Raw genomic sequence first — 23,684 nt, forward strand, 5'->3', positions numbered from 1 at the left:
AAATGAACGAGACCGTGCTGTGATCGTGAACGCCGTGTCCGTCCGGGCCGTAGTGCTGAATACTGCGGTCATGGCCGGTCCGGTGCGGTGAGCTGGAGGGGACGGTCGCGTGAGCGAGATACCTGAGACGACGAGCGATGCCGTATGGCAGAGCAGCCCGCCTGGCTCGATCTATGACTACATCAGGGTCGCGTCCTTCTCGATCGGCCCCGATGGCCTGGTCGATCAGTGGAGTCGGCGTGCCGTTGACCTCTTCGGCCTCACGGCCGCCCAGGTCAGGGGCAGGGACCCGATCGAGGTCCTGTTGCCCGTGGACCTGCGTCCGCGTGGCCGCCGGCATATGGCGGAGATACTCGACGGCAAGGAATGGACCGGGCTCGTGCCGTTCCGCTCGCCGGCCGGGGGTGGGGCCCACGGCGTCGCCGAGGTCTATGTGATGCCGAGCGAGACGGAGACCGGGGAGCGGGCCGCGCTCTGCTTCGTCGTCGACGTCCGCGCACTGCGGAGTATCGAGACAGATCTCGCCGCTTCGCAGGCGATTTTCGGCCAATCCCCCTTCGGTTTTCTGCTCTTCGGCACCGACCTCACGGTCCAGCGCGCCAACCAACGCTTCGCCGCCGTCTTCGGCGGGACCGCCGATGAGCACCGGGGGCGCACGGTCCACGACTACCTCTCCCGGTCCGAGGCCGACCGGATGGATGCCTCGCTGCGCCGGGTCCTGGCGACCGGTGAGTCCGCGATCGACCTCCAGGTCGTCGGAGCCGCGCCCGACAGCACGGACCGCAGGCACTGGTCGATCAACCTCTATCGGGTGCACAGCGGATCCGGCCGTCCCATCGGAGTGGCCGGCGTCGGCACCGATGTGACCCGCCGCCAGGTCGCCGCACGTGAGGCCGCCAGCGCCCGGCGCAATCTCGCTCTCCTCAACGAGGCGAGTGCCCGGATAGGCAACTCCCTCGATCTGGAGACCACGGCCCGCGAACTCCTCGACGTCGCCGTCCCCGGCTTCTGCGATCTCGCCTCGGTAGACCTCTACCAAGGGCTCCTCACGGGCGACGAGGCCCCACCCGGGCGATGGGATGCCCCCCGCGCCGAGGGGTACGGCGACGGCTCCGCCGCCCTGCGCCGCGTCGCCTTCGCCAGCGCCGTCTCCGACGCCCCCCTGATCACCACCCCGGGCTGTGGCTCCCGGGGCGACACCCCCACCGAGGTCGGCGAGGTCCACCGCTACTCCTTCAGCTCGCCGTGCGCCAACGCCCTGCGAGCCGCCCGGGTCCACTCCATACCCGGCGAGGACGGCAGCCTCGTCCAGTCGACGCTCGCCGTGCCGATGGTCGCGCACGACACCGTCGTCGGCCTGGTGCAGTTCTCCCGGGCGAAGGGCAGCGAACCCTTCGGAGAGCGCGACCGGGCGCTCGCCGTGGAACTCGCCGCCCGTGCCGCGGTCTGCATCGACAACGCCCGGCTCTACCGCAGGGAGCACGAGCGGGCACTCATCCTCCAGCGCAGTCTGCTTCCCCCGGGCGATCCCGAGGCCGCGGGCCTCGACATCGCCTGTCGCTACCTCCCCGGCAACACCGCCACCGAGGTAGGAGGCGACTGGTTCGACGTCATAGAGCTTCCGGGGCATCGCACCGCCCTGGTCGTCGGCGACGTGATGGGACGCGGACTGCGTGCCGCGGTCGCCATGGGTGAACTGCGCACCGCCGTGCGGACCCTGGCACTGCTCGATCTGGAGCCCGCGGAGGTGCTCTCCGCGCTCGACGAGGTCGCCCGCGGGCTCGGCAGCCCCATCGGCGCGCAGCAGGCATCGCGTGCCGCTCACAAATCGCGTGAGGCCGACCTCTCCGAGGTCTACCTCGCGACCTGTGTCTATGCCGTCTACGACCCGGTCACCCGCCGCTGCACCTTCGCCAACGCCGGGCATCTGCCGCCCGTCCTGGTCGAACCCGGCGAGGAAGCACTGTTGCTCGACGTGCCTCCCGGGATGCCGCTCGGAGTGGGCGGCGAGCCCTTCGAGGAGGTTGAGGTCGAACTCCCGGAAGGCGCGCTCCTCGCCCTCTACACCGACGGTCTGGTCGAATCCCGGCACCACCCGCTGGACGAAGGGCTGCGGGCCTTCCGCACGGCGTTGACCGATCCGGCCCGCCCGGCGCCCGGCCACCACTCGCCTCCGGCCGCGCGGCGCGCCGATCTCTCCCGGTCGCTGGAGGACGTCTGCGACCATGTGCTGAACACGCTCGACACCCGGCACGGCGAGGACGACATCGCACTGCTGATGGCCCGGGTGCAGGGACTTCCACTGGAGGCCGTCGGCGACTGGCTGCTGCCCCGCGAGCCCCGCTCGGTGGGCCGGGCCCGCGAACTGGCCCGTGCCCTGCTGGTCTCCTGGGACCTGGAAGCCCTGGTGGACACGGTCGAGTTGCTCGTCAGTGAACTGGTCACCAACGCGCTGCGCTACGGCGAGGGCGAGATCCGGCTGCGCCTGCTGCGCGACCGCACCCTGGTCTGCGAGGTGTGGGACTCGGGCCTGGTCCAGCCGCGACGGCGCCGGGCCCGCGACACCGACGAGGGCGGACGGGGGCTGCAACTGGTGGGCCTGCTGAGCGCCGGCTGGGGCTCGCGCAGGACTCCGCGCGGTAAGACGGTCTGGTTCGAACTCGCGCTGCCGAGCGGAAACCCGCCGGCGGAGCCGACGGTGGACCAGTTGCTCAGTATGTTCTGAACGATGTTCTGAACGCGCTGACCGGACGGTGCGGGGGCACGGGCCCGAATACGGTGCCCCCGCCGCTAGGACGCGGCCTTCAACGCCGCCAGGCGCGCTTCGACCTCCGCGGTGTCGCCCAGGCTGTCCAACCGCTCGAACTGCGCGTCCAGCGATGACGCCGCCAGCTCCTGCTTGCCCGTCGCCCTCGCCTCCTCCCGCCGCACCTTGTCCTCGAAACGGTGCAGCTCGCTCGTGGGATCGAGTACATCGACGCTCTTCACCGCGTCCATCATCTGATTCTGCGCCTCGGCGGAGCGGGCCCGGGCCACCAGCTCGTCCCGCTTGGCGCGCAACTCCGTCAGCTTGGTCTTCATCTGGTCGAGCCCACTCCTGAGCTTCGCCACGACCTCCGTCTGCGCGGCGATGGTCGGCTCGGCGGTCCGCGCCTCCTTCTCGGACTGGAGCTGTCGCTGCAAGGCCACCTTCGCGAGATTGTCGAAGGTGTCCGCCTCCACGCTCTGGGTCGTCGCCCGCAGCTCGTCCGCCTTCCGGCTGGCGGCCAGCGCCTTGACGCCCCACTCCTCCGCGGCGGCCACATCCTCCTGGTGGTCCTGCTCCATCAGCCGGAGATTGCCGATGGTGCCCGCGACCGCCTGCTCCGCCTCGCTGATGTTGTTGGTGTAATCCCTGATCAGTTGGTCCAGCATCTTCTCCGGATCCTCCGCCTGGTCGAGCAGGGCGTTGATATTGGCCTTCGCAAGCTGGGTCACCCGGCCGAGAATGGTCTGCTTGGTCATCGCGCTTCTCCTTCTGAGGACCGCCGTGGTTCGGAAGACCGCTGTAGTTCTGGGGACCGCTGTAGAGGGGGATGGCGTAGCGGGGAATGCCGCGCGCGAGCGCGTGTCGGAATACACCGCACGCATGGGAAATCGCGTCAGAACCGACCACCACCCATCCGGCCACGTGTGCCCCCGCCGCCGAAACTGCCCGGCCCACCACCGCCGAACCCACCGAGACCACCGCCGCCGAGACCACCACCGAAACCTCCACCATGGCTCCCACCCCTTCCTCCGCCGAACAATCCGCCGAGGATGATCCCGCCGAGCACCGCGCCCCCGAGTCCACCCCCCGCGCTTCCTGCCTGATGTACACCGCCCGGACCGGGCCGGTTCCCGAAGCCGCGCACATCGTCTTCGGCCAGCCTCTGCGCCTGCCGGGCCAGGGCATCGGCCTGCTGCGCCTCGGCGAGGGCGGCCTGTGGGTTCCCGACACCCCGGCCCGAACCTCGCCCGACACCCCGGCCCGAACTCCCTCCGACACCTCCGCCCGAGCTGCCCTCGGTACCCGAGCCGCCCCCGTCCCCTCGTATCGAACTCGCCTCCCGGCCCCCTCCCGCACCGCCGTCCCCTCCCGCACCTTCGCCCAACTCCGCTCCGCCGTGGGCTTCCGCACCGCCGTCCGAGCCCACGGCGAGCTCGCCCGACCGTCGCAGCCTGCGTTGAGCCTCGGCCAGCCTGGTCCGCGCCTCGCTGCCGACCGCGCCGCGGTGCGTGGTGATGTAGTCGGCCGCCGCCCCGACCGCGGACCGGGCGCCGAGCGTCGCCTGATCGAGCAGGGCCCGCGCCCGGTGTGCGCCCCGCTCGCTCTCCCGCGCTCCGGCCAGCGCCTCGTCCAGTGCCGCGTCCGCCTCCTCGACCCGCCGCAACGCGTCGATCGGGTCGTAGGGCCCGGCCGTCATCTCCCCGCGCACCTCGGACGCGATCGTCTCGGCGCGGGCCATCCGACCCTGGAGGTCGGCGGTTGACGTCCCCGCCGATGTGCCCCTCAACAGCCCGCCCGCCTCGGCCAGGTCGCTCTCGGTCTCGGTGAGGGCGCCCGGCAGTGCGCCCGTCGCCTCCGCGAGTTCCCTGGCCCTCCGGTCGACGGCCTCGATCAGCCGAGCCGCCTGCGCTAGCGCGCCCTCGGCGGCCCGTATCTGTACGGCGGCCGTTCCGTTGTCGGAAGCCTCCACCGCCGTGCCCGCCCGGTCGAGACTGGACTCGGCGAAGACGAGCCGGTCCTTGGCCTGCTCGGCGTTGTCCGCCACGGGCGCCCCGGCCGACGGCGCGTACCGCTCGCGCATCATCGCCAGGGCCGCCTCGGTCGATATCACCTGGCCGTCGAGATCACCGAAGGCCGTCCGTGCGGTGGCCAGTGCGTGCGGAGCGTTCTGCTCCAACGCCCGTAGCCGGTCGAAGTCGTCCGACTCCGCGTCCAGCCGGCGATTGGCCTCCGCGCAGCGGGCGATGATGTCGTCGAGCATCCGCCTCCTGGTGGCATCGTCCTCCGGATAGGCGTCGTCGAGCTGCTGGCGCACCCGGAAGGCCGCCGTCAGCTCGCTTGTTGCGTAGTCGACCGCTTCCTGGAAGGGGCGGGCGGCATCCTCGCCGAACTGGGCAGTGGCGAAGCCCAGTTCCTCCTGGCTGGTGCGGACGGCGTCATCGGTCTCGACCAGCGACTGTCTGGCTCGCGCATCGAGTTCGGAGAGCGGGGCCAGTGGCGGTCCCCCACTGCTCCAGCCCGCCTGGCCACCTTGGGGCGTCGTGCGGGTCGCGGTCCGTTTCCTGCGTCTGGTGTAGGTGTACGCGGCGACGGCGCCGGCCCCGCCGATCAGCATGATCGGCAGCACCAGATCACCGGCCCCAGTATCCGTGCCGGAGCCGCCGGGGTCGGGGGTGCCCGGGATGATGGCCGGTGTGGGTACGGGGCGTCCGCTCAGGACCGCCGTGTAGCCGTTCGCCGCGCCGATCGCGGCGCCCGCCCAGTCGTTCTGCCGCAGCGCGGGCTCGATGGCGGTGCCGGCGACCTCCGCAAGCTGGGCGTCGGTCAGTTCGGAGCCCTGGTCGACGTAATACGCGTACTGCCGATCCCGGGTGGCCACCGCGAGCAGTGCGTCGCTCAGACCGAGACCGTTCTCGCGTGCGGTGGCGTCGGCCCACTCCTGGGCGGAGCGGCCGGAGAAGTCCTTCACATAGACGACGAAGAGCTGGATCCGCTCGGCGTCGTAGAGCCGGTCGAGCGCCTGCTCCACGGCCCGTTCGCGATCGCCGAGCGCGTTCACGCGGTCCGTGATCTGTCCGTCGCGGGAGAGGGTGACCGGATCGTCGGCGAGAGCGCCGCCAGCGGCGGGCACGGTCAGCCACCATGCCGCCATCAGCACGGCCAGCAGACCCCGGATGGCTATTCGCGTCACATTTCGGAGGTTATGTCCGACGGGTGGGCTGCGCGACCCGAATGGCGTCTGGTAGACAGCGCGACCGTCACTGTCAGTGGTCGCGGCTACGGTGAAATCCGAACGTCACCGATGAACGGCGCTGATGACGGGGGAGAGCGGTGAATGGATTGATGAGCGGATTGATGAGTGGATTATCGAGCCATGTCCTGCGCGATGTCTGTGCGCGGCTCAAGTCGTCTCGGCCCAGGTGGTTCCGGCCACATCGCACTCGTCCGCGGCCCGGCGCCGCCCTGGTCGCAGCCGGGGACAGCGTCCAGCGCTGCTCCCGGCTCCGCGTCCGGTCCCGCCCCTGGCCCGGCGACTGGCCGCGTCCCTGGCCCCTCCGTCGCGCGCCCGTAGGGACGGAGGGACCAGATGTCATGGAGCGGCCGGGACCGGAGCCCCGCACGGACGCAGCGCGGGCGCGGAAGAACACCGAGCGGAAGGATACGGACCGGAAGGATACGGACCGGAAGGAAGCCGGCAGGGCGCGGTGGCCGGATACCTTCCACGGGGCGGGTTCCTGCCACGCGCCGGGTTCCTTCCGGACACCTGGGGCCTTACCAGTGCCGGGGTCCTTCCACGCGGCCGGGCGAGGCGCCCTTCCGGGGCACGCCGGCCCGGCGAGACCGCCCGGACGGGGTCTAGCTCCCGCCGCGCCTGCCGATCTTGTTGCCCAGCCACACCAGCGGGTCGTACTTACGGTCCACGGCCCGCTCCTTCAGCGGGATCAGGGCGTTGTCCGTGATCTTGATGCCCTCCGGGCACACCTCCGTGCAGCACTTGGTGATATTGCAGTAGCCGAGGCCGTGCTCCTCCTGGGCGGAGCGCTTGCGGTCCAGGCCCGATTCGGCCGCCGCGTCGAGAGGGTGCATATCCAGTTCGGCCACCCGCATGAGAAAGCGCGGTCCGGCGAAGGGCTCCTTGTTCTCCTCGTGGTCCCGCACGACGTGACAGGTGTCCTGGCAGAGGAAGCACTCGATGCATTTGCGGAATTCCTGGGAGCGCTCCACATCGATCTGCGCCATGCGGTAGTCGCCAGGGGCCACCCCCGGTGGTGGGACAAACGACGGCACCTCCCGCGCCTTCGTGTAGTTGAAGGACACGTCCGTCACCAGGTCGCGCACCACGGGAAAGGCGCGCAGCGGGGTCACCGTGATCGTCTCCTCGCGGGAGAAGACGGACATCCGGGTCATGCAGAGCAGTCGTGGCCGCCCGTTGATCTCCGCGCTGCACGAGCCGCACTTGCCGGCCTTGCAGTTCCAGCGGACCGCGAGATCGGATGCCTGAGTGGCCTGGAGGCGGTGGATGATGTCGAGGACGACCTCGCCTTCGTTGACCTCGACGGTGTAGTCCTCCAACCCCCCGCCCTCCTGGTCGCCCCGCCATACCCTGAAGCCGGCTTGGTACGAACTCACTCGAAAAGCTCCTCTTCGGCGAGGTACTTGACCAGCTCTTCCTTCTCGAAGAGAGCGAGCAGGTCCGGACGGATCGGATCGGTGGTCGCGCGGACGAGTTCGATCTGGCCGCGGCTGGGATCGGCCGCCGCCGATCCGACCGCGGGGTCGGCCGGCCGGCACAGCAGATTGACCCGCCGCCATGACCGTTCCATCGTGGGGCAGTCCTCGCGGGTGTGCCCGCCCCGGCTCTCGGTGCGTTCCAGCGCCGCGCGGGCGACGCATTCGCTGACAAGCAGCATGTTCCGCAGATCCAGCGCGAGATGCCAGCCGGGGTTGAACTGCCGGTGGCCTTCGACCCCGGCGCGGCGGGCCCGGCCGCGTAGTTCCGTGAGCTTCTCCAGGGCCTGCGCCATCTCGCCCTCGCGACGGATGATCCCGACCAAGTCGTTCATGGTCTGCTGGAGTTCCTGGTGCAGGGTGTACGGATTCTCCGGTGGCCCGCCCTCCGCCGAGGGTTCCCCGCTGAACGGACGCAGCGCCTCCGCGGCGGCCGTGTCGATCTGGGCTTCGTCCACGGGCGGCCGGGCGGTGAGCCCCGCCGCGTACTCGGCCGCGTGGAGTCCCGCGCGGCGGCCGAAGACCAGCAGGTCGGAGAGGGAGTTGCCGCCGAGGCGGTTGGAGCCGTGCATACCGCCCGCGACCTCGCCCGCCGCGAAGAGCCCGGGCACGCCCACCGTCGCTGCGCTGTCGGAGTCGACCGCGACGCCGCCCATCACGTAGTGGCAGGTCGGTCCGACCTCCATGGCCTCCGCCGTGATATCGACATCGGCCAGTTCCTTGAACTGGTGGTACATCGACGGCAGCCGGCGCCGGATGGCCTCGGCCGGCATCCGGGTGGAGACGTCCAGGAAGACTCCACCGGCCGGGGAGCCACGGCCCGCCTTCACCTCGGAGTTGATGGCGCGGGCCACCTCGTCCCGGGGCAGGAGTTCGGGTGGTCGCCGGTTGTTGTCAGGGTCTTCGTACCAGCGGTCGCCCTCATCCTCCGACTGCGCGTACTTCTCCTTGAAGACGTCGGGGATGTAGTCGAACATGAACCGTTTGCCTTCGGAGTTGCGCAGCACCCCGCCGTCGCCGCGCACCGATTCGGTGACGAGGATGCCCTTCACCGACGGAGGCCAGACCATCCCGGTCGGATGGAACTGCACGAACTCCATGTTCACCAACGGCGCGCCCGCGAGCAGTGCCAGTGCGTGACCGTCACCCGTGTACTCCCAGGAATTGGAGGTCACCTTGAAGGACTTGCCGATACCGCCGGTGGCGAGGACGACAGCCGGGGCCTCCAGGACGAAGAAGCGACCGGACTCCCGCTCGTAGCAGAAGGTGCCCGACACCCGGTCCCCGTCCTTCAGGACACGGGTGACCGTGCACTCCTGGAAGACTTTGAGCCGGGCCTCGTAGTCGCCGTACTCGGCCTTGTCCTCCTGTTGCAGCGAGACGATCTTCTGCTGGAGGGTGCGGATCAGTTCCAGGCCGGTCCGGTCGCCCACGTGCGCGAGCCGGGGGTACTCATGGCCACCGAAGTTCCGCTGCGAGATCTTTCCATCGGCGGTCCGGTCGAAGAGCGCACCCCAGGTCTCCAGTTCCCAGACCCGGTCCGGTGCCTCCCGGGCGTGCAGTTCGGCCATCCGCCACTGATTGAGGAACTTTCCGCCGCGCATGGTGTCGCGGAAGTGCACCTGCCAGTTGTCCCCGGAGTTCACATTGCCCATGGAGGCGGCGATGCCACCCTCCGCCATCACGGTGTGGGCCTTGCCGAAGAGCGACTTGCAGATCACCGCCGTACGGGCGCCCCTCTCGCGGGCCTCGATGGCGGCCCGCAGGCCCGCGCCGCCCGCCCCCACCACGACGACGTCCCACTGCTGCCGTTCGAGCTGCGTCATATCAGAACAACCTCGGATCGTCGAAGACACCGGACGCGACGAGATAGACGTAGAAGTCGGCGAGCGCGACGCTGATCAGGGACGCCCAGGCGAGCTGCATGTGGCGCGCGTTCAGTCGGCCGACCCAGCCCCACAGGCGATAGCGCACCGGGTGTTTGGAGAAGTGCTTCAGCCGGCCGCCGACGATGTGCCGGCAGGAGTGGCAGGAGAGGGTGTAGGCCCAGATCAGTCCGACGTTCACCAGGAAAAGGAGGGTCCCGAGGCCCATATGGCCCCACTCGTACTCCTCGTTGCGGAAGGTGAGCACGGTGTCGTAGGTGAGGATGCCGGCGACGGGGACGGCCGCGTAGAAGAAGTACCGGTGGAGGTTCTGCAGGATCAGCGGGAATCGGGTCTCGCCGGTGTACTTCTTGTGCGGTTCGGCGACCGCGCAGGCCGGGGGCGAGGCCCAGAAGCCCCGGTAGTACGCCTTGCGGTAGTAGTAACAGGTCAGCCGGAAGCCGAGCGGGAAGATCAGAATCAGCAGGGCGGGGGAGAGCCCCCACCAGCTTCCGAAGATCTCCCAGTTCGGGCCGCCCTTCATGGGCACGCAGTTCTCGGCGACGCAGGGCGAGTAGAACGGCGAGACATACGGCGCGGCGTAGTAGTCCGCGTTCGCGAACGCCCGCCAGGTCGAGTAGAGGATGAAGGCGAACAGCCCCCCGGCGGTCAGGGCCGGCGCGAGCCACCAGCGGTCCGTCCGGAGATGGCGGGGGCCGATGGCGGCGCGCGTGGCGCCGTGCACGCCCGTATCGACTTGTGATGGTTCGGTACCAGTGGCCAACGAGTTCTCCAGGGAGTCCTAGGGGGCGTGCCGGTCTCGGACGCCCAGGCCCTCGTCGTCCGAGTCCGTCCATAGCGTGGTGTCGTACGGAGCGTCAGGGATGATGATCAAGTCCGGGCGTTCGGCCGGGGGCGCGGCGGACCCGCCGCGCGACGGGGTGCCGGTACCGGTGCCACTCAGCCGGTCCACGGTCCGCTCCAGCTCTCCGACGCGCCGGACCAGCTCGTCGAGACGCTGCTGAATCGTGGCCAGATCTGCCTGCTGGGACATGACTTGCCCTCACTTCCGCAGGGTGCGGGTGGCGTCGTTCATGCGCCTGCGAGTGTTGCGCGTCACATCGCGCTTGTGAAGAGGACGTACGGGATTCCCTCGCCTCTCCCGACCCAGGGACCGCATCCGTCGGCCCCCGGCGACGGCGCACCCCTGGGGTTCGGTGGCTGGATCACATCGTTTTCGGCAGGTGTGCCCCTACGCATGCGGCTTCGCGTTGCGCCGCACGGGTGGCTTTGCGGTGCGACGGCGTCGTGTCTGCGCCGTCTGCCGCGCACCGTCCTCTTCAGTGAGTCGGAATCGGTGTGATCATCCCAAAGTCCGTGAAACAGGATGCAGAGGTGCAGCCCATGTCCCAGGTCACGGGGACCTCCCGCACGCTCCGTTCCGTAGCGCTGCTGACCAGCGGAGTGCTCGCGCTGCCCGCGCTCGCGGGCTGCTCGGCGGACGAGCGCACCGGCAGCGCGGCGGCCCAGGACGTCGAGGCGTCCCCACGGGACAAGGTCGCCGACGGTGGCACGCTGCGCTGGGCCGTCGACGCCATGCCGACCACCCTCAACACCTTCCAGGCCGACGCCGACGCGGGCACCGGCCGGATCGCCGAGGCCGTGCTCCCCTCGCTCTTCACCCTGGACGCGAGCGGCCGGCCCCGGCGCAACTCCGACTATCTGGAGTCCGCGAAGATCGTCGAGCGCGAACCCAAGCAGGTCGTGCTCTACAAGCTCAACCAGAAGGCCGTGTGGAGCGACGGCCGCGAGATCGGCGCCCCTGACTTCGCCGCCCAGTGGCGCGCGCTCAGCGGTAGGGACACCGCCTTCTGGACGGCGCGCAACGCCGGGTACGACCGGATCGAGGAGATCCAGAAGGGCGCCAACGACCTGGAGGTCAAGGTCACCTTCAAGAAGCCGTACGCCGACTGGCAGTCGCTCTTCACCCCGCTCTACCCGAAGGACGTCACCGGGACCCCGAACGCGTTCAACGACGGGGCACGCAACACGCTGAAGGCGATGGCGGGACCGTTCCACCTGGAAACCGTCGACCGCAAGACCGGCGCTGTGACCCTCGTCCGTAACCCCCGCTGGTGGGGTGAGCCGGCCAAACTGGACAGCCTGGTCTTCACCGCCGTGCCGCGCGCCAAGCGCGCCGCCGCCCTCGCGGCCGGCCGGGTGGACATCGCCGAGATCGACCGGTCCGTGGCGGACCGCATCGCCCTGTCCGTACGGCACAAGGGGGCCGGCCCGCAGCGACCCGCCCACGGCCCCGACGGCGGCCTGGCCCGCAAGCGGTTGGCCCACGGCCCCGTCACCGGCTTTCCCCCGTCGGCCGAGCTGAGGACATGGGCGCTGGCCAACGGTTCCGACGAGGAGGTGGCCGAGTCCGCGCGGGCCGCCCGGGCCCGCACCCTCACCGCGATCAAGAACTACACCACCGAGCAGAAGTGGCTGCGCCGCTACGAGATCCGCAAATCGCTGGAGCCGGCCTTCACCCAGCTCGCGCTGAACGGCGAGTCCGGCCCGCTCTCCGACGACCGGGTGCGCCGGGCCGTGGCCCGTGCGCTGGACCGCGAGGAACTGGCCCGGCTCGTGCTGGACCCCCTCGGCCTGCCCGCCACCCCGCCCGGCAGCCATCTCGCGCTGGCCGGCCAGCGCGCGTACAGCGACAACAGCGGGGCCCTCGGAGAGCAGAACACCCAGGAGGCGCGGGCGCTGCTGGCCGATGCCGGCTGGGTGCCCGGTGGCGCGGTCAAGAAGCCCCAGCCGGCGAAGGCGGGCGGCGAGGCGAGCGCATCGCCCGGAGCGGACGGGTCCGCCTCTCCCTCACCGGAAGCGTCCGACTCCAAGAACCGGGGCGCCGCGGCCCCCCGGACCGCCAACCGCGACGACGCCAAGAGCCCGGCCGCCAAGAGTCCAGCCTCCAAGCGGTCCGAAGCCGCCAAGAAGTCGGATGACGCCAAGAACGCACGGGGCGCGGCACGCGAGCGCACGGCGTCGGACGCCCCGTCCTCCGAGGGCCTGTACATCGTCGGAGACCAGCGGCCGCTGAGCGAGCGCGGCGGTACGCACATCCTCGCCCCCAACCCCGTCGTCTTCCAGGACATGGCCTTCCAGCCGCGGGCCGAGGCCGATGGGGGCTCCCGCGCCGGGACCGGCGCCCAGGAGCTGCGGAAACCGAAGACGGGTGTCGCGGGGGCCTATGCCCCGGCCGGCACCGCCGCACCGGTGGCGGCCGGGGGCCGGCTGGGCAAGGACGGCAAGCCGCTCTCGCTGCGCTTCGTCCTGCCCTCGGGCCCCGGCTCCGAGTCGCTGCGGGCCGTCGGCGACCGCATCGCCCGGATGCTGGACCGGATCGGTATCCGGACCGAGATCACCAAGGTCGCCGACGCCAGCTACTTCAAGGACCACATCGCCTCCGGCCACTACGACCTGGCGCTCTACTCCTGGCCCGCCACTGCCTACCCGGCGACCGACGCCCGCCCCATCTACGCCAAGCCCGAGCCCGCCAGCGACGGCTCCCTGCTGGTGGAGCAGAACTACACCCGCGTCGGTACGGACCACATCGACCAGCTCTTCGACCAGGCGGCGGCCGAGCTGGACGAGGACGAGGCCCGTGAGCTGGTACGCCGGGCGGACGCCCGGATCTGGGCGGCGGCCGGGTCCATCCCGCTCTACCAGCGCCCGGAGCTGGTCGCGGTCAGGCCCACCCTGCTGAACGCCGGCGCCTTCGGTTTCGCCACCCCCCGCTACGAAAACATCGGATTCAAGAAGACCGACCCGAAGGCGGGCCGGGACAAGGGGCCCGAGCCCAAGAACCCGGGCCCGGGAGCACCGGTGCCGGCCCGGACCGCGAGCAACGGTCCCACTCCGGACGCGACCGTGAGCCGCGACTCCGACGACAACTGACCCCCCGGCCCGTACGCGGCGCCGCGTACGCGTTACCCGTACCTCGTTCCCGTACCGCCCCACACCGCCCGTCCGCACCCCGCCCGTACCGCAGGACCGACCCGTACCGCCCCGTCCGCACCCCGCCCCTACCGCAGGACCCGTACCGCACACGGCCCCTCGCCGTAAGCCGCAGTCCGCTGTACGAGCCGGTGAGCGGTACCGGGGGAGACGGGAATGCGGGGATGCGGTACCGGGGGAGACGGGAATGCGGGGATAAGGAGGGGGTACGGGCCCGAATCACGGCGGAGTGCCCGATCCGCCGCGGGCCCGCCCCCGCCCCGTACCTGCGGTGCCCCCGCCCCGTACCTGCGGCAACCCCCGACCTGCGGCGACCCCCGCCGCACCCCCGTCCCGCAGCAGGCGCTCGGCGGCCGGCGCGCACCGCGGCCGGGGGGCGAGTCCGGTGAAAGCCGGTGAAACCGCCGCCGGGAGCCTCCCCACAACCTCAGAATCGGCTCAACTCCCCTTGCCCGCCGGCGCCCTCGGCGGGCAAGATCGTGGATACCCGTTGACTCTTATTCAGGCACTTCAGCGCGCCCCTCACCCCCACTCTCCTCCAGGGGGCGCCGCGTCTTCCCGTCGTCCCGGGAAGCCCTCCGCGCCACTGGCCCGTACCATGGGACAGAGCCGCGGCGTGTCCGCCCCGGCAGGGCGTACGACGAAAACGCCGCATCCCACGATCGAGAGAAGCGCCAGCCGCATGCCCACGCGCCACGACATCCGTAACGTCGCCATCGTCGCCCACGTCGACCACGGCAAGACCACCCTGGTCGACGCCATGCTGAAGCAGGCCGGAGCCTTCGCCGCCCACCAGCACGTCGATGACCGAGTGATGGACTCGAACGACCTGGAGCGTGAGAAGGGCATCACGATCCTCGCCAAGAACACCGCGGTGAAGTACCACCCGAAGGCCGGCGGGGCGCCCATCACGATCAACATCATCGACACCCCCGGCCACGCCGACTTCGGTGGCGAGGTCGAGCGCGGCCTGTCCATGGTCGACGCGGTCGTCCTCCTCGTGGACGCCTCCGAGGGCCCGCTCCCGCAGACACGTTTCGTCCTGCGCAAGGCCCTGCAGGCCCGGATGCCCGTCATCCTCTGCATCAACAAGACGGACCGTCCCGACTCCCGTATCGACGAGGTCGTCAACGAGACCTACGACCTCTTCCTCGACCTGGACGCGGACGAGGACCAGATCGAGTTCCCGATCGTCTACGCCTGCGCCCGTGACGGTGTCGCCTCGCTGACCAAGCCCGCCGACGGCACCGTCCCGGCCGACAGCGACAGCCTGGAGCCGTTCTTCTCCACCATCCTGGAGACCGTCCCGGCGCCCGAGTTCGACGAGTCCGCGCCGCTGCAGGCCCACGTCACCAACCTGGACGCGGACAACTTCCTCGGCCGTATCGCGCTGCTCCGCGTCGAGCAGGGCGAGCTGCGCAAGGGCCAGACCGTCGCCTGGATCAAGCGGGACGGCACCATCGCCAACGTCCGCATCTCCGAGCTGATGATGACCGAGGCGCTCACCCGCAAGCCGGCCGAGGTGGCGGGCCCCGGTGACATCTGCGCCGTGGCTGGTATCCCGGACATCATGATCGGCGAGACCCTCGCCGACCCCGAGAACCCGATCGCGCTGCCGCTGATCACGGTCGACGAGCCCGCGATCTCGATGACCGTCGGTACGAACACCTCGCCGCTGGTCGGCCGTGGTGGCACCGGCAAGGGCGCCGAGAACAAGGCCGCCGTCAAGGACCGCAAGGTCACCGCCCGCCAGGTCAAGGACCGGCTGGAGCGCGAGCTGGTCGGTAACGTCTCGCTCCGCGTGCTGGAGACCGAGCGCCCCGACGCCTGGGAGGTGCAGGGCCGCGGTGAGCTGGCGCTGGCCATCCTGGTCGAGCAGATGCGCCGTGAGGGCTTCGAGCTGACCATCGGCAAGCCGCAGGTGGTCACCAAGGAGGTCGAGGGCAAGGTCCACGAGCCCGTCGAGCGGATGACGATCGACGTCCCCGAGGAGCACATGGGCGCGGTCACGCAGCTCATGGGCGTCCGCAAGGGTCGGATGGACAACATGTCCAACCACGGCTCCGGCTGGGTCCGCATGGAGTTCGTCGTGCCTTCCCGCGGCCTGATCGGCTTCCGTACGGAGTTCCTGACGAACACCCGCGGCACCGGCATCGCCCACTCCATCCACGAGGGCCACGAGCCCTGGTTCGGCACGCTGAGCACCCGTAACAACGGTTCGCTGGTCGCCGACCGCTCGGGCGCGGTCACCGCCTTCGCGATGACCAACCTTCAGGAGCGCGGTGTGCTCTTCACCGAGCCGGGCACCGAGGTCTACGAGGGCATGATCGTTGGTGAGAACTCCCGCTCCGACGACATGGACGTCAACATCACCAAGGAGAAGAAGCTCACCAACATGCGCTCGGCGTCGGCCGACTCCTTCGAGGCGATCGTCCCGCCGCGCAAGCTGTCGCTGGAGCAGTCGCTGGAGTTCTGCCGCGACGACGAGTGCGTCGAGGTGACCCCGGAGGCGGTCCGCATCCGCAAGGTGAAGCTGGACGGCCGCGAGCGCGCCCGTGCCGCCTCCCGCGCGAAGCACGGCTGATGCCGAGCACCGGCTGATCCCCGAGCACCGCTGAACAACCTCTGACAGGCCCGTCCGCGCCCGGCGCTGACGGGCCTGTCGGCGTCGCACCGGCAGTACGGGCGGCCCGGACGCTCGCCCATGCCCCCCGTCGAGGGTCCCCCTATCGCGTCAGGAAGCGCCCGGCACGCCCGGCCCGTCCGCACGCCCGGGACGCCCGGCTCGTCCGCACGCCCGGGACGCCCGGCTCGTCCGTACACCCAGCCCGTCCGTACACCCAGCCCGTCCGTACGGCCAGGAGAGGTGCGGAGATACGCCGTACGGCCGGGGGTGCCGTCGTACGGTCAGGAGGTACGGCCTGTACGGACCGGGGCGCGCCCTCGTACGGGTCGGGGGGCGGGGGAGGGGCGCCGAGCCGTACGGGCGGTACGCGGCTACCGAGCGCCCGTACGGGCCGACCGCGCGCCACCGCTCGGAGACCCGTGCCGCCCGAAGTCACTCCGAGCACCCGGCAGGCCGCTCGCGGCCCTCCGGAGCCACCCCGACCACCCCCGCGTGACCATGGTGTGGGCTTGGCGCGTTCTCGACCAGAACGGTCCGCCTGGACGGCCCGCCAGAACGTCCGGGCGCCCCCTCCGCAAGTGGCCGCCCGGACCGCCGGCGTGGAACCCACGCGTGCGAAGCTGAGGGATTGGACCACGGCGCCCGGGACGACCGTCAACAGGTTTTCCTACGCCATCTGTCCGACTATCGTGCGTAGCTCACCGGAAACCTGTATTAACAGTCCGTTTCGGGGGTGTCTGTCTGTGATCCCTTTGTCCGAATTTTGGGCCTCGGGCGCCGACTGATGTTGCCAAAACGAGATGCTTTAAGTGTGGTTTACGGCCCGAACTTACCCAATAGTTGGCTTCACTGAGCTCGGGTCAACGGGTCATGCGCTGTGGGGAGCGCCGACTCACGAGCACACGGGGTACAGCTCTTCGCCGTCAGGGGTGTCGGCGGGTGTCATGTGCCCAGCCTTGCAGTGAACACGTGGACTCATGAGGAGGAACCCATGCGCGGTGCCACGAGCGCCAGTGGGGTCGGGTCGTCACAGATGGCTTGTACGGCCGGTTTCCAGCGCATTCCATCCGGCAGGCCCGCCGAAGTCGGCCGCCGACCCTGAGCCCCGGTCAACCGCTCGGCTCGCGCTCCTGAGGGTGGAATCAATCCCTATTGACGTAGTTTCCAACCGAATTGCCCGTGGGTGACTCCACAGGTATGAGGCGGTACGGCCGCACCCGCGCAGGGTGGGGCCGGCCAGGGGGATCGTCATAGCGGCAGTTCTGACGTACGAGTACACACATCACTCGTCCGTCACCGCTGCCGTGCGCAGGACCGCGGGTCACCCGACACCCGTGAATGGACACATCATGACCAGTCCAATTGAGACCGAGGCGGCGGAAGCCTCTGTCACCTTGGACAAAGAGACCGCGACCAAGAACGATGCCGCGGACGGCCAGAACCACACCGGTCGATCGCCCGGCCAGCTCATGTGGGCGCGCTTCAAGCGCGACCGTGTGGGCGTGGTCGCCGCCTGCATCGTGATTTTCTACTTTGTCGTCTCGGCTCTTGCCCCGGTGATATCCGCCCTGTACGGCAAAGACCCGTACACGCTCTACCCGACCAAGCCCGAGTACGCGAACCTGCTCGACGACTTCGCGATGCCCGTCGGCGCCTTCGGTGGTGTATCCGCCGACTTCTGGTTCGGTGTCGAGCCCAACCTCGGCCGCGACGTGTTCACCATGCTGCTCTACGGCATGCGCACCTCGCTCTACATGGCTCTCGTCCTGACGGTTCTCGGTGTGATCACCGGAGTTCTCATCGGCATGGTGGGCGGTTACTTCGGCGGCAGGGCCGACTACTGGCTGGGCCGGGTGACGGACTTCTTCCTCGCCTTCCCGAGTCAGCTCTTCTTCATCGCCTTCATGCCCGTCGTGACCGCGCTGTTCGTCTCCCCGACGGACGAGACCCCCACCTACCTGCGGGCCGTCGCGATCATCCTGGTGATGTGGTTCCTCGGCTGGATGGGCATGGCCCGTCTGGTGCGCAGCTCGGTGCTGTCCCTGCGTGAACGAGAGTTCGTCGAGGCCGCCAAGGTCTCGGGCGCCTCGCGGTGGCGGATCGTCCGCAAGGAGATCCTGCCGAACATCGTCACGCCGATCCTGGTGCAGGGCACCTACCTGCTGCCCAGCTCCATCCTGAGTATCGCCTTCCTCTCGTACGTCGGTGTCGGCTTCGTGGAGCCGACCCCCGACTGGGGCCGGATGTTCGCAATCGGCGCCGAGATCTACGAGCAGAACCCGGCGTTCATGCTCTTCCCGGGCGTCGCCCTGGTGATTTTCGTTCTGGCGTTCAATCTCCTCGGCGACTCGGTTCGGGACGCGTTCGACCCCAAGACCGGACGGTGACGTCCATGGGCGGGGGTGGCTGCCGCCCTCGCGCCGGGCAACCGGACGGTCAGGCAGCTCTTGCTGATAACAACGGACAGGTAGGTGCATCGAGCATCATGAAGCCCATTCGATCGCGCTCAGCGCGCGTCATAATCGTCGCCGCCGCAGCCGGCTCCCTGGCGCTCACCGGCTGCTCCAAGGACAACGGGAAGAACACGAAGGACGACTCGAAGTCCCAGCAGGACGCCAAGTCGCAGTCCACGCCCGTTGTCTACGGTGACGCCGCTGCCTCCAACGGCCCGGCTGCTGAGGTCCCGGGTGCCAAGCCCGGTGGCATCATCAATGTCTACATGCAGTCCGACCTGAGCCACATGGACCCGGGTCAGATCTATGTCAGTGACGCCGGCCAGTTCTCCAACCTGGTGCACCGAGGTCTGACCAACTTCCAGGAGGACGAGAAGGGCAACCTGACCGTCGTCGGTGACGTCGCGACCGACTCGGGCAAGTCCTCCGACGGTGGCAAGACCTGGACGTTCACGATCAAGGACGGCATCAAGGACCAGAACGGCAACGTGATCACGTCTGCCGACTTCCGCCACACCATCGAGCGCATGTACTCGAAGGTGATCTTCGACGGTCCCAGCTACATCCAGAGCTGGCTCTCCGGCTCCGACTACCGCAAGGCGCTGCCGGACGGTCCGTACAAGGGCAAGCACCTGCCGGACTCGGTCCTCGCCACCCCGGACGCGAAGACGGTCGTCTTCAAGTTCAAGGACCCGCAGCCCGACCTCCCGCAGGCGCTGGCCATGCCTGGCTACAGCATCGTGCCCGCGAAGGCGGACACGCAGGCGAAGTACGACAAGGCGCCGTCCGCCATCGGCCCGTACAAGATCTCTGAGTACAAGGCCGGCAAGTCCCTCAAGCTGGTGAAGAACACCAACTGGGACCCGAAGACGGACTCGGTGCGTCACCAGTACGTCGACGGCTACAACTTCACCACCACGATCGACCAGGCCAGCCAGACCAAGCGGCTGATCGCGGACCAGGGCGACGCCAAGAACGCGATCCAGTTCACGGACTCGGTCGACCCGGCCCAGATGCAGTCCGTGATCAACAACGCGGCCGTCAACAAGCGCACTGTCAAGGGCTACCAGCCCTACGTCTGGCAGATGACCTTCAACCTTGACCGGATGAAGGACAAGAAGATCCGCGACGCCATCACGTACGCGATCCCGAACCAGCGCATGATCCAGGCTGACGGTGGCCGCTACGGTGGCGAGCTGGCCGGTGGCCTCTTCGCGCCGACCCTGCCGGGCTTCGACCCGAAGTACGACCCCTTCGGCAAGCTGAAGACCCCGAACGGTAACCCCGAGAAGGCCAAGGAGCTGCTGAAGGAGGCGGGCTTCAAGAAGGGCCAGAAGCTCAGCTACGCCTACTCCAACACCCCGCGTGGCCAGAAGCAGATGGTCATCATCAAGGACGCGCTGAACGGCCTTGGCTTCGACGTCCAGGCCAAGGAAATCGATCGCGCCAGCTTCTACGAGCAGATCGGCAAGGTCAACAACTCGTTCGACCTGTACATGACCGGTTGGGGCCAGGACTGGCCGTCGCCGGGTACGGTCGTCACCCCGGTGTACGACGGTGAGCTCGTCTCCGACGGTGGTTCGAACTACTCGCACATCAAGGACCCCGAGGTCACGAACGGCATCAACGAGGCCGTGAAGCTTCAGCCGGCCGAGGCCGCGAAGAAGTGGACCGAGATCCACAAGCGCATCGTGGAAGGCGTCAACCCTGCCGCCCCGGTGTACTACTCGAAGCAGATCCAGCTTTCCGGTTCGAACATCGGTGGCGCTAGGTACAGCACTGAGTCGAGCTACATCGACATCGACAACCTGTACCTGATCAACCCGTAACACCCGAACACGGTTGATCCGTGGGGGTGCGCGCCAGGCGGAGCGCACCCCCACGGGCCCCCATTTCACGACCCCCGCCGCTTCCGAAGAGAGCAGCCTCACCCGATGCTTCAGTTCCTCCTCCGCAGGTTGACGGGCGCCGTCGTCATCATGTTCATGATCGGCGCGTTCACGTTCTTCCTGTTCTATACGATTCCTCAGGACTTCGCCGAACTCTCCTGCGGCAGGACCTGCACGCCGGAGAACATCGCGGTCATCCGCGAGAGCATGGGGCTCGACAAGCCCATCACCGCCCAGTTCTGGGAGTTCATGTCCGGCATCGTGACCGGCCGTGACTTCGCCCAGGGCTACTGCTCGGCGCCGTGCCTCGGAGTGTCCTTCGACTCGGGCGACTTCGTCTGGGACTCGATCATGGACCGCTTCCCGCTGACGCTGTCGCTGACCGTCGGTGGCCTGGTGATCTTCCTGGTGCTGGGCCTCGGCTCTGGTCTGCTCGCCGCCTGGAAGCGCGGTACCGTTGTCGACAAGGTGGTCAGCGGCGCCTCGATGGTGCTCAGCTCGTTCCAGATCTACTTCCTGGGTCCGATCGTTCTTGGTCTCTTCGTCTACAGCACTGGCTGGTTGGAGAACCCCAAGTACGTTCCGTTCCTGGAGGACCCGACCGGCTGGGTAGTCGGACTGCTGATCCCCTGGGCCGTGATGGCGACCATCTTCACCGCCCAGTACACCCGTATGGCCCGTTCCACCATGATCGAACAGCTCCAGGAAGAGCATGTCCGCACCGCGCGCGCCAAGGGCATGAAGCAGAGCTACGTATTCTTCCGCTACGCCTGGCGCGGCTCGCTGACTCCGATTGTGACCATCCTCGGTATGGACCTCAGTGGTCTGCTCGCGGGTGCGGTCGTCACCGAGTTCACCTTCGACCTCGCGGGCATCGGCCGTCTCGCGGTGGAGTCCTCGCTGACCAAGGACCTTCCGCTGACCATGGGCGTGATGCTGTTCGGAGCCTTCTTCATCCTGCTCCTGAACATCGTCGTGGACCTCGCCTACGCCTACATCGACCCGCGCGTGCGCCTCGCCTAGGAGAACGACCGTGACCACTCTGACCAAGACCGAAGACACACCGGCCCCGACCGGGCCGGGGGCCTTCCTCTCGGTCCGCGACCTGCGCGTGCGCTTCTCCACCGAGGACGGCATCGTCAACGCGGTCGACGGCCTCTCCTTCGACGTGGAGCGCGGCAAGACGCTGGGCATCGTGGGCGAGTCGGGCTCCGGCAAGTCCGTCACCAACCTGACCATTCTCGGTCTCCACAACTCCAAGACCGCGGCGGTCGACGGCGAGATCTACCTGGATGGCAAGGAGCTCGTCGGCTCATCGGAGAAGGACCTGGAGAAGATCCGTGGCAACAAGGCCGCGATGATCTTCCAGGACCCGCTGACGGCGCTCTCGCCGTACTACACCGTGGGCCGCCAGATCGCCGAGCCGTACCGGAAGCACACCGGCGCCTCCAAGAAGGAGGCGAAGGCGCGGGCCATCGAGATGCTGGACAAGGTCGGCATCCCGCAGCCCGCGACGCGCTTCAACGACTACCCGCACCAGTTCTCCGGCGGTATGCGCCAGCGCGCGATGATCGCCATGGCACTGATCTGCGACCCCGATCTTCTGATCGCCGACGAGCCCACCACGGCTCTCGACGTGACCGTGCAGGCCCAGATCCTCGATCTGCTCAAGGACCTCCAGCAGGAGTTCGGATCGGCGATCGTCTTCATCACCCACGACCTGGGCGTCATCGCCAACATGGCCGACGACCTGCTGGTGATGTACGCCGGCCGGGCGGTGGAGCGCGGCAGCGTCCGCGAGGTGCTCCACACGCCCAAGCACCCCTACACCTGGGGCCTGCTCAGCTCGATGCCCCGTCTCGGCGGCGACATCAACGAGGCGCTCACGCCGATCCCCGGCTCCCCGCCGAGTCTGCTGAACCCGCCCTCCGGCTGCGCCTTCCACCCGCGCTGTGCCTTCAAGGACCAGGTCAGCGACGGACGGTGCTCGGGCGACCGGCCCACGCTCCCCTCGGGACGGGCGGCCGCCTGCCACCTCACCGCGGAGCAGAAGCAGACCATCTTCATTGATCAGATCAAGCCCCGGCTGGGCTGAGGAGACGCAGAGACATGAGCGAGAACGTCACTCTGCCGAAGCAGCAGAAAACCACGAGCGGATCCGGAGCCGGCGAGCCACTGCTCACCGTCGAGGGACTGCAGAAGCACTTCCCCATCTACGGTGGCTTCCCCATCAAGCGGCAGGTCGGCGCCGTCAAGGCGGTCGATGGTGTCGACCTCACGGTGCACGCCGGTGAGAGCCTCGGCCTCGTCGGCGAGTCCGGCTGTGGCAAGTCCACCACCGGCCGTCTGATCACCCGGCTCCTGGAGCCGACCGGTGGCAAGATCACCTACCAGGGTGAGGACATCACGCACGCCGGGCGCAAGCAGCTGGCGCCGATCAGGTCCGAGATCCAGATGATCTTCCAGGACCCGTTCTCGTCGCTGAACCCCCGGCAAACCGTCGGCACCATCATCAAGAGCCCGATGGAGGTCAACGGCATCAACCCGTCCGGTGGACGGGAGAACCGGGTGCGCGAGCTCCTGGAGACCGTGGGCCTCAACCCGGAGCACTACAACCGCTTCCCGCACGAGTTCTCCGGCGGCCAGCGCCAGCGCATCGGCGTGGCCCGCGCACTCGCGCTGGAGCCGAAGCTGATCGTCGCGGACGAGCCGGTCTCCGCCCTGGACGTGTCCATCCAGGCGCAGGTCGTCAACCTCCTGCAGAAGGTCCAGGACGAGCTGGGGATCGCCTTCCTCTTCATCGCCCACGACCTGGCGATCGTGCGGCACTTCTCCGAGCGCGTGGCCGTGATGTACCTGGGCAAGGTGATGGAGGTCGCCGACCGCGACTCCCTCTACAACCGGCCCCGGCACCCGTACACGCACGCGCTGCTGTCGGCGGTGCCCGAGGCCGACGTGGACGCCGCGAAGAAGGACCGCATCCGCCTGGAAGGCGATGTCCCCTCGCCGATCATGCCGCCGTCCGGCTGTCCCTTCCGCACCCGTTGCTGGAAGGCGCAGGACAAGTGTGCGAGTGAGACTCCGCCGCTGGTGCAGATCTCCGGGAACCGTGAGGGCCACCTGACGGCCTGCCACTTCCCGGAGGACCCCACGACGGAGCGCACCGAGGACGTCGTGATGGACCCGGCGCTCGCCGCGCTGGAGGGCAAGAAGGTCGCCGGCGAAGGCAAGTAGTCCGCCGCCGACGAACAAGCCCACGAACAAGAGGACCGAGCGGTACGACAGGGCCCCGGGACGCCAGGACGGCGACCCGGGGCCCTGTCGCGTGCGCGGCGGCCGGCCTCGCGCGCCCGGGCCCGT

General features: G+C 69.0%; 14 protein-coding genes. 8 read left to right on the top strand and 6 right to left on the bottom strand.

The features are described 5' to 3' along the window. The first annotated feature begins 109 nt into the window (after positions 1 to 109). Entirely contained in the window at positions 110 to 2,725 is a 2,616-nt protein-coding gene (locus ACH4S7_RS09740; protein ID WP_398520559.1) for a SpoIIE family protein phosphatase, read from the top strand. A gap of 65 nt (positions 2,726 to 2,790) precedes the next feature. Here ACH4S7_RS09740 and ACH4S7_RS09745 read toward each other — a convergent pair whose 3' ends face one another. The 6 genes from ACH4S7_RS09745 to ACH4S7_RS09770 form a co-directional block, all read right to left on the bottom strand. Beyond that, positions 2,791 to 3,504 (bottom strand): PspA/IM30 family protein, encoded by a 714-nt coding sequence (locus ACH4S7_RS09745; RefSeq protein ID WP_398520560.1) that lies wholly within the window; start codon positions 3,502 to 3,504, stop codon positions 2,791 to 2,793. 137 nt (positions 3,505 to 3,641) lie between these two features. Then, on the bottom strand, positions 3,642 to 5,900 hold the full coding sequence (locus ACH4S7_RS09750; RefSeq protein ID WP_398520728.1) for a TPM domain-containing protein: 2,259 nt from the start codon (positions 5,898 to 5,900) through the stop codon (positions 3,642 to 3,644). Between the two features lie 704 nt (positions 5,901 to 6,604). Continuing rightward, entirely contained in the window at positions 6,605 to 7,378 is a 774-nt protein-coding gene (locus tag ACH4S7_RS09755) for a succinate dehydrogenase/fumarate reductase iron-sulfur subunit (protein WP_398520561.1), read from the bottom strand. Continuing rightward, a complete protein-coding gene (locus tag ACH4S7_RS09760; protein ID WP_398520562.1) occupies positions 7,375 to 9,303 on the bottom strand; it encodes a fumarate reductase/succinate dehydrogenase flavoprotein subunit in 1,929 nt (642 codons plus the stop codon). The genes ACH4S7_RS09755 and ACH4S7_RS09760 overlap by 4 nt, the downstream gene beginning before the upstream one ends. A 1-nt stretch (position 9,304) precedes the next feature. After that, positions 9,305 to 10,126 carry a hypothetical protein gene (locus tag ACH4S7_RS09765; RefSeq protein ID WP_398520563.1) on the bottom strand — a complete coding sequence of 274 codons (822 nt, stop codon included), beginning with the start codon at positions 10,124 to 10,126 and terminating at the stop codon, positions 9,305 to 9,307. An 18-nt stretch (positions 10,127 to 10,144) separates the two neighbouring features. Beyond that, entirely contained in the window at positions 10,145 to 10,396 is a 252-nt protein-coding gene (locus ACH4S7_RS09770) for a hypothetical protein (RefSeq protein WP_398520564.1), read from the bottom strand. A gap of 350 nt (positions 10,397 to 10,746) precedes the next feature. Here ACH4S7_RS09770 and ACH4S7_RS09775 point away from each other — a divergent pair, with 350 nt between their 5' ends. From ACH4S7_RS09775 to ACH4S7_RS09805, 7 genes are all read left to right on the top strand, one after another. Continuing rightward, positions 10,747 to 13,296, top strand: a complete 2,550-nt coding sequence (locus ACH4S7_RS09775) for an ABC transporter substrate-binding protein (RefSeq protein WP_398520565.1) — start codon at positions 10,747 to 10,749, stop codon at positions 13,294 to 13,296. A 742-nt stretch (positions 13,297 to 14,038) separates the two neighbouring features. Further along, positions 14,039 to 15,940 carry a translational GTPase TypA gene (gene typA / locus ACH4S7_RS09780; RefSeq protein WP_398520566.1) on the top strand — a complete coding sequence of 634 codons (1,902 nt, stop codon included), beginning with the start codon at positions 14,039 to 14,041 and terminating at the stop codon, positions 15,938 to 15,940. A 1,391-nt stretch (positions 15,941 to 17,331) separates the two neighbouring features. Next, complete coding sequence (locus ACH4S7_RS09785; RefSeq protein ID WP_398520567.1) at positions 17,332 to 18,369, top strand: ABC transporter permease; 1,038 nt, start codon at positions 17,332 to 17,334, stop codon at positions 18,367 to 18,369. A gap of 98 nt (positions 18,370 to 18,467) precedes the next feature. Then, a complete protein-coding gene (locus tag ACH4S7_RS09790; RefSeq protein WP_398520568.1) occupies positions 18,468 to 20,264 on the top strand; it encodes an ABC transporter substrate-binding protein in 1,797 nt (598 codons plus the stop codon). 105 nt (positions 20,265 to 20,369) lie between these two features. Then, positions 20,370 to 21,347: an ABC transporter permease gene (locus tag ACH4S7_RS09795; RefSeq protein ID WP_398520569.1), complete on the top strand. Its 978-nt coding sequence runs from the start codon at positions 20,370 to 20,372 to the stop codon at positions 21,345 to 21,347. Between the two features lie 10 nt (positions 21,348 to 21,357). Continuing rightward, positions 21,358 to 22,419: an ABC transporter ATP-binding protein gene (locus ACH4S7_RS09800; RefSeq protein ID WP_398520570.1), complete on the top strand. Its 1,062-nt coding sequence runs from the start codon at positions 21,358 to 21,360 to the stop codon at positions 22,417 to 22,419. Positions 22,420 to 22,433: 14 nt separating this feature from the next. Then, positions 22,434 to 23,558, top strand: coding sequence for an ABC transporter ATP-binding protein (locus tag ACH4S7_RS09805; protein ID WP_398520571.1), 1,125 nt, complete (start codon positions 22,434 to 22,436; stop codon positions 23,556 to 23,558). The last annotated feature ends 126 nt before the right edge of the window (positions 23,559 to 23,684 follow it).

The organism is Streptomyces sp. NPDC020965 (genome assembly GCF_044333555.1).
GTDB lineage: Bacteria > Actinomycetota > Actinomycetes > Streptomycetales > Streptomycetaceae > Streptomyces.

What these genes read in the sequence shown, in the direction of transcription:
- ACH4S7_RS09745 (WP_398520560.1), bottom strand. Translation starts at nt 3,504, where the DNA reads ATGACCAAGCAGACCATTCTCGGCCGGGTGACCCAGCTTGCGAAGGCC.
- ACH4S7_RS09750 (WP_398520728.1), bottom strand. Translation starts at nt 5,900, where the DNA reads ATGGCGGCATGGTGGCTGACCGTGCCCGCCGCTGGCGGCGCTCTCGCC.
- ACH4S7_RS09760 (WP_398520562.1), bottom strand. Translation starts at nt 9,303, where the DNA reads ATGACGCAGCTCGAACGGCAGCAGTGGGACGTCGTCGTGGTGGGGGCG.
- ACH4S7_RS09770 (WP_398520564.1), bottom strand. Translation starts at nt 10,396, where the DNA reads ATGTCCCAGCAGGCAGATCTGGCCACGATTCAGCAGCGTCTCGACGAG.
- ACH4S7_RS09775 (WP_398520565.1), top strand. Translation starts at nt 10,747, where the DNA reads ATGTCCCAGGTCACGGGGACCTCCCGCACGCTCCGTTCCGTAGCGCTG.
- typA (WP_398520566.1), top strand. Translation starts at nt 14,039, where the DNA reads ATGCCCACGCGCCACGACATCCGTAACGTCGCCATCGTCGCCCACGTC.
- ACH4S7_RS09785 (WP_398520567.1), top strand. Translation starts at nt 17,332, where the DNA reads ATGACCAGTCCAATTGAGACCGAGGCGGCGGAAGCCTCTGTCACCTTG.
- ACH4S7_RS09790 (WP_398520568.1), top strand. Translation starts at nt 18,468, where the DNA reads ATGAAGCCCATTCGATCGCGCTCAGCGCGCGTCATAATCGTCGCCGCC.
- ACH4S7_RS09795 (WP_398520569.1), top strand. Translation starts at nt 20,370, where the DNA reads ATGCTTCAGTTCCTCCTCCGCAGGTTGACGGGCGCCGTCGTCATCATG.
- ACH4S7_RS09805 (WP_398520571.1), top strand. Translation starts at nt 22,434, where the DNA reads ATGAGCGAGAACGTCACTCTGCCGAAGCAGCAGAAAACCACGAGCGGA.